The sequence below is a fragment of the Acinetobacter sp. UBA1496 genome, from assembly GCF_002324975.1.
In the GTDB taxonomy this organism is placed as follows: domain Bacteria; phylum Pseudomonadota; class Gammaproteobacteria; order Pseudomonadales; family Moraxellaceae; genus Acinetobacter; species Acinetobacter variabilis.
This window is the reverse complement of the sequence record NZ_DCRI01000048.1, coordinates 21984-27983: the sequence shown is the minus strand read 5'-3', so window position 1 is coordinate 27983 and position 6000 is coordinate 21984. Positions and strand designations below refer to the sequence as shown.

General features: G+C 42.2%; 9 protein-coding genes. 3 read left to right on the top strand and 6 right to left on the bottom strand.

Annotation, left to right across the window (positions count from 1 at the left end; translation table 11 throughout):
- Positions 1 to 196: 196 nt before the first annotated feature.
- The 3 genes from B3143_RS05405 to B3143_RS05395 all read right to left on the bottom strand — a co-directional run bounded on the left by B3143_RS05405 (position 197) and on the right by B3143_RS05395 (position 2283).
- The gene (locus B3143_RS05405) at positions 197 to 994 is read right to left on the bottom strand and encodes a glutathione S-transferase N-terminal domain-containing protein (RefSeq protein WP_004786134.1); all 798 of its coding nucleotides are present in this window, start codon (positions 992 to 994) and stop codon (positions 197 to 199) included.
- 101 nt (positions 995 to 1095) lie between these two features.
- Complete coding sequence (gene rraA / locus B3143_RS05400; RefSeq protein WP_004786136.1) at positions 1096 to 1605, bottom strand: ribonuclease E activity regulator RraA; 510 nt, start codon at positions 1603 to 1605, stop codon at positions 1096 to 1098.
- 12 nt (positions 1606 to 1617) lie between these two features.
- Positions 1618 to 2283, bottom strand: coding sequence for an NAD-dependent epimerase/dehydratase family protein (locus tag B3143_RS05395; protein WP_004786137.1), 666 nt, complete (start codon positions 2281 to 2283; stop codon positions 1618 to 1620).
- Positions 2284 to 2496: 213 nt separating this feature from the next.
- Here B3143_RS05395 and rpsT point away from each other — a divergent pair, with 213 nt between their 5' ends.
- The gene (gene rpsT, locus B3143_RS05390) at positions 2497 to 2766 is read left to right on the top strand and encodes a 30S ribosomal protein S20 (RefSeq protein WP_004786139.1); all 270 of its coding nucleotides are present in this window, start codon (positions 2497 to 2499) and stop codon (positions 2764 to 2766) included.
- A 139-nt stretch (positions 2767 to 2905) separates the two neighbouring features.
- Here the strand turns inward: rpsT and B3143_RS05385 are convergent, their stop codons facing one another.
- The 3 genes from B3143_RS05385 to B3143_RS05375 form a co-directional block, all read right to left on the bottom strand.
- A complete protein-coding gene (locus B3143_RS05385) occupies positions 2906 to 3028 on the bottom strand; it encodes a hypothetical protein (protein WP_004786141.1) in 123 nt (40 codons plus the stop codon).
- Between the two features lie 120 nt (positions 3029 to 3148).
- The gene (locus B3143_RS05380; RefSeq protein WP_034590199.1) at positions 3149 to 3898 is read right to left on the bottom strand and encodes a histidine phosphatase family protein; all 750 of its coding nucleotides are present in this window, start codon (positions 3896 to 3898) and stop codon (positions 3149 to 3151) included.
- A 60-nt stretch (positions 3899 to 3958) separates the two neighbouring features.
- A complete protein-coding gene (locus B3143_RS05375; protein ID WP_214001311.1) occupies positions 3959 to 4810 on the bottom strand; it encodes a 3'(2'),5'-bisphosphate nucleotidase CysQ family protein in 852 nt (283 codons plus the stop codon).
- A 49-nt stretch (positions 4811 to 4859) separates the two neighbouring features.
- Here B3143_RS05375 and B3143_RS05370 point away from each other — a divergent pair, with 49 nt between their 5' ends.
- Together B3143_RS05370 and B3143_RS05365 are read left to right on the top strand one after the other, a co-directional pair.
- Positions 4860 to 5507: an HAD-IA family hydrolase gene (locus B3143_RS05370; protein WP_286739772.1), complete on the top strand. Its 648-nt coding sequence runs from the start codon at positions 4860 to 4862 to the stop codon at positions 5505 to 5507.
- On the top strand, positions 5500 to 5940 hold the full coding sequence (locus B3143_RS05365) for an RNA-binding S4 domain-containing protein (protein ID WP_004786147.1): 441 nt from the start codon (positions 5500 to 5502) through the stop codon (positions 5938 to 5940). Before B3143_RS05370 ends, B3143_RS05365 begins: the two co-directional genes overlap by 8 nt.
- The last annotated feature ends 60 nt before the right edge of the window (positions 5941 to 6000 follow it).

The following is a 6000-nucleotide window of genomic DNA, read 5'->3' as shown; positions in this document are numbered from 1 at the left end:
TCAATGCGTAAGTCCTATATAAACAAAAAAAGAAGAAAAATCATGAGTTTTTTTAACTTTATTATGAGCAGGCATAAGTATGAATAATTTTGAAAGCAGAGTTCTTGTTCTTGGAAAATTCAAATTTATAAACTATAAAAATGCCATCTATTTTAAGATGGCATTTTTTTGTAGCTTCTAAATATTAAATAGCAGTTTATTTTTTGCTTTTCTTTTCAGAACCGTATTGCTGCTTCAAATACTCCACAATATCTTTAGATTCGAACATCTTGACACCAGTATTTGGATCAACCAGATAAGGAACCTGGATATTATTCCCCATTACTTTTAAGACTTGTTCACGTTTACCCCCCGATAAGGGTTCATATTTACCCGGTTTTAAACGCAATTTTGCTAGACCTTGATCCTGCCAGCGTTCTTTCGCCACATTATGATAGATATAAGGGATTTCAAGTTCAGACAATACGCCCCGGACAATACGGGTATAAGGACTGGCTTCAAAGCCCCATAGTTCAAGAAGCTGTTCAGGTGCAGGGGTATTCTTCGACAACGGTTTAGCCATGCCACCACGTAGCCCATTTACCATCGTACCTGCAATGGCAGCAACCGGTACTTTTGGATAATTTGAATACTTAGCTGGTGTTTTACCCGTCTTGCCATAATGCTTAAACAAGTGATGAATAATATCCTGAGATTCGTATAGCTTATCTCCAGTATTTTCATCTACTAAAAATGGAAACTGAAGTTTGCCACCCTGCTGTTTCACTTCGGGACGAAAGCGTTTACCGCCTCGTGGGCACGGATATACTTCATAATCGAGATTCAGTAAAGTCATGACCTCACGGACACGACGACAAAAAGGTGATCCTTCATATTCATAAAGCTTGAGAGGCTTTTCAGGCTGATTCGGAAATGGTGTACCGGTCGTACCACGTCCACCTTCCAGAAATGCGGATGCCAATGCCTGTGCTACTTTAATCTGATGGCCTAACATATCGTCTGTCCTCTTTATTATTTTCAAACCGTGAAAGCAGCAATCTAAACTGCCTAACTTCCACGGTATAGCTTGTTTTTGTATATTTTCAATAACCGGAATTAGTCCACCAATTGTTCTTTGGACAGGACAATGCCATTGTTATCGGCATAAACGTATTCACCCGATTTAAAGGTCACACCACCAAAATAAAGCGGCACATCAACTTCACCAATTCCCTTGCGGTTGCTCTTCTGTGGAATTGAAGCCAGTGCATGCACACCAAGATCCAGCTCTGCAATCGCATCGACGTCACGCACACAACCGTAGATAATCACGCCATTCCAGTGGTTTTTCACCGCAGATTCAGCAATCAGGTCACCCATCAATGCACAGCGCATAGAAGCACCACCATCTACGACCAGAACCTTGCCTGTACCATCTGTCGCTAATAACTCTTTTACGCGAGAGTTATCTTCAAAACATTTTACGGTCACAATCTGGCCGCCGAAGCTTTTACGTGCGCCATAACTTCTGAAGAATTTGCCATCCAGGCATGGGGCGACTACCTGCAGGTCTTTATCCGGATTATCATCAAGCAGGTCACAAGTTACAAATGGTACGCTGGACACGATTTTTTACCCTCATTTCATTTTTTGTATGGCTAAATTATCATAAATTTCAAATTTCACAGTCTGATTAAGCGCTGCATATACCATAGTATGAGCCACCTGCTCTGCTGTCACTGGCTTGTATTTAAAAGAATCGGGGATAAAATGCGAAAACTTGTCAAACAGGTTCTGTGCCGCGTCTTCCAGTAAACGCTGATGATCCCGCTCACCAATCAACAAAGACGGTCGGAACAAGCTGATACGCTCCAGAGACAAGGTCTGGATATAATCCTCTAATTCACCCTTTACCCGGTTATAGAACAGTCTGGATTTTGAATTGGCACCCATCGCACTAATCAACAGATAATGAGCATCCGTTTGCTGCACCAGTTCGGCAAAATGGGCATTGATGGTGTAATCGGTATTATAAAAAGCTTCTTTGGAGCCGGCTTTCTTTAAGGTAGTACCCAGACAGCTAAAGGCATGGGTATGGCCACTGACATCCTGGTCATTGAGCATTAAAAAGTCCTCAATGACCACCTGTTTGACCTTGTGCCATTGTTCAAATTCTGGTTGATGTTTACGCACGATGACGCTAATACGCTTACAACTTGGTTCATTTACCAGCTGTTGCACCAAAGTCTTTCCGACCAAGCCTGTAGCGCCAATCACGATAGGATATGTAATGGTTTTAGTCATTTTTTGTACGATCTCCCTGCTTAGATACTAATCTAACGTTTTCTTTAGAATTTTTCTGCAACTAAAATGTTGTCAAAGCATGTCAAGACTTGACTTAAGCCCATAGTTTCCTCAAAATATGGCACTTGTTTACGGGCTGGTGATAGTTCTTCTGATGTGGTTTTCAGTTGAGTTTCAGCCCGCCCAGACCAATCTATTTCAAGGAGTGCACGAGTGGCAAACTCTGCTCAAGCAAAAAAACGTGCTCGTCAAAACGTTAAAGCACGCAAACACAACGCAAGCTTGCGTTCTATGGTTCGTACATATCTTAAACGTACAGTAGCTGCTATTGCTGCTGGCGACTATGCTGTTGCTACTGAAGCTTACAAAAAAGCTGTTCCAGTAATCGACCGTATGGCTGACAAAGGTATCATCCATAAAAATAAAGCAGCTCGTCATAAGAGCCGTTTGAACGCGCAAGTTAAAGCATTAGCTTCTAACTAATCGCAAATCAAAAGAAGCCCTTTTAGGGCTTTTTTTGTGCCTGAAATTTAATACCAAATCAACAATAAAGAATGATGAATACCAGATTATTCTCAATCCTAGTCATAGAAATCTTTTACTTAGATAAAAACAGAATAAATTATTCATCCTTATCCATAGAATGAGGCGTGGTGGTCTGATCTTGCTGTGCATTGTCTGTATCACGCTGACAGGCAGTTAATCCCAGCATAACGACCAGACTTAAAATTGTGATTATTTTCATAATGACTCCTATGCTTCCAAAATTGGTTTAAATATCAGCATAGTGATATTTCATCGTTACTCTATTTCACTTTCATACGATAAATGTAAAAAACTCAACCTAAATGATTGAGCCTTTAAATTATTTATTTACCTTTAATTCGGTATTCTGAAATTGGGAAATATCCAGCTCATGCACTTTGCCACGCCAGATCCATTTTAGTTTAGATTCCTCAAATACATCGCCTTCAAACCAGACAAACAGACCTTCCATCATTTTCGGCCAGTCTTCACGACTGACTTCCTGATGCCCAGACATCACTGCAATCATCGCTGCTAGAATGGTGTCATGACTGACCGCCAGACTGAGCCCATACGGCGTTTTCGGATGAGTGTTATAAATTAATTCAAGTACATCTACTACGCCATTAATTGGATGTTTCATTCCAGGCAAAGCATTATTGACGAAGCTATTGATAAAGCCTAATGCCCCCTGTTTTTTGAAATATGGCCCTGCTTTTTGAATATCCAGTACAAAACTGCCTGGCTCAACCAGCAAACCCTGTTCAACGATTTCAATCTTATGGGTATGCGGTGCTTTATCCGTTGCATCTGCCCCTTCGATCATCAATGCTGCGGTATCTACACAGCGCTGAATCGGACTCGATATACAATGCTGGATATGCCGATCTGTTTGATTGACCAGATAAGCGCCCCATTCCTGCGCCAGATCACGTCCTTGCGGCGTCAACTGCAAATCATAACCTGCCAGTCCCTGACCAGCGACATCTTCACGCAGAGAATGCCGCGTAAACAGAGTCACAGGTGTCTTGGTATTAGGCAATAAATCTATTGCACTGAGCATACTTGGTGGAAGCAGTTTTAATGCCACAATCTTGCCAACTGATCTATCAACGGAATCTTCCTCACTATACCATGAACGGCTATGAGCTCAATCATTGTCTTGCATGTCCGCCAGTGCCCGTAAAGCCAATACCTTCATAGCTTCATTCTTATAGGCGATAAACCCGCCATTCAGTAAGGTCTTGCGCTGGTTGTAGATGAATGGCCGACCTTCAAGATCAACCAGCCCTCCACCAATCCGCTCAAGCATGCATTGACCGGCACTGGTATCCCATTCAGAGGTTGGATGGAAACGAGGATAAATGTCTACCCGGTCTTCAAGGATCATGCAAAATTTATAGGCACTTCCTGCCTTGAACTCGGTGTAGGCGCTAAGTTTAGCTAGACTTTGCAAATACTCGACATATTTTGGCTTTTGCTGACTGCTCTGACTCAGACCGACAAAGACATCCTGATGATCAGTAGCTGCCTCATAGTCAAACCATGCCTGATCCTGAATATCGTATTTTAAAGGCATGCCCTGTTCAGGGCAGAAATAGATCAACTGCTGCGCAGGAACCGCCAAAATAGCAAAGGTAGTCAGACTGCCTCTGATCAGACTAAGATTAATCGTAAATTCCGGGCGCTGGTGCAGAAACTCTTTAGTGCCATCCAGAGGATCAAGTAACCAGAAATCTGTCCAGGCATGACGCTGATCCTGCTGCCCCTCTTCTGACAGTAAAGGTAATTCTGAAATTTCTGCCAAAGCCTGGGTTAAATAACTATTCACCCGATAGTCTGCCTGGGTCACAGGAGAATCATCACTTTTCTTGACAATATCAAACGCAGCACCTGAACAATAACGCTGATATTCTTCTCGCAAAATTTCACAAGCCTGTGTCAAAATGGGCACAAACTGCAAAATCATCGGATCTTGTGGTGCTATTGTCGCTTTAAACATAGAAAACCTTATATGTCGAATTGCTCAGAAAAACCGCCTGTTTTTTGATATGGACGGAACTTTACTTGATCTTGCCTACGATGATTTCATCTGGAACGAATTACTACCGGTCCGTTATGCTGAAACACATGGCTGTAGTCTGGAACAGAGCCGCGAAACGCTTTATGCATTCTATCAGCAACATAATCATACCCTAAACTGGTACTCTTCTCGCTTCTGGACAGCTAAAGTCGAAGTCGATGTTCTGGCCATGCAAATTGAGCATAAAGATAAAGTTAGCTTACGCCCTTATTGCCTCGAATTACTCGATTATCTTAAAAATAATGGCTATCCGATCTGGCTTGCCACCAATGCCGACTGTGCCGGTCTAGCCTTTAAACTGGAACATCTCAATCTCAAAAATTATTTTGATGTCATTGTCAGCTCGGAAAGCATTAGGCATGCCAAAGAATTTGTAGAATTCTGGCAAGGCCTGAATGCCCTGCATTCCTTTGATCCTGAGCAGGTCTATTTTATTGATGATACCGAAAAAGTCCTGAATGGCGCCAAGGCTTATGGCATCCAGAACCTGTTCTGCATCCAGCAACCATCTTCCAGTAAAGTTGCGCGCCAGACTTGCAATTACCCGATGCTGCACCAATTAACAGATTTAATCACTCATTTAAATCAGTCTGAGGTAAACAAGCAATATGCGTAAATCGTCTTTACCCGAAGATGCGGTAGGCATGCGTATAGATAAATGGCTGTGGGCGGCACGTTTTTTTAAAACCCGTTCAATTGCCAAGAATGCTATTGAGGGCGGTAAAGTCCATCATAATGGTGAGCGTGTAAAAGTATCTCGCGAAGTCCGTGTGGGTATGGAGTTGACGATTCAGCAAGGTATCGACAAAAAAACCGTAGTTGTAAAAGAACTTTCTGATGTTCGTGGTCCTGCACCTGTGGCACAGAAACTGTATGAAGAAACTGAAGTCAGTATCGCTCGCCGGGAATTGATTGCATCGCAAAGAAAGTTGCATAATCTAGCGCGTCCCGATCATCGACCAAGCAAAAAAGATCGTCGAGACATCAGTCGATTCAAGAATGAAAATAGTCAGAACTTTGATCAACATTGGTCATATAATGATGATTAAATTCAAGCGTCAGCATGTGTCGTAACATTGCTGGATTTTATAGAACACAAGGGAAATTTC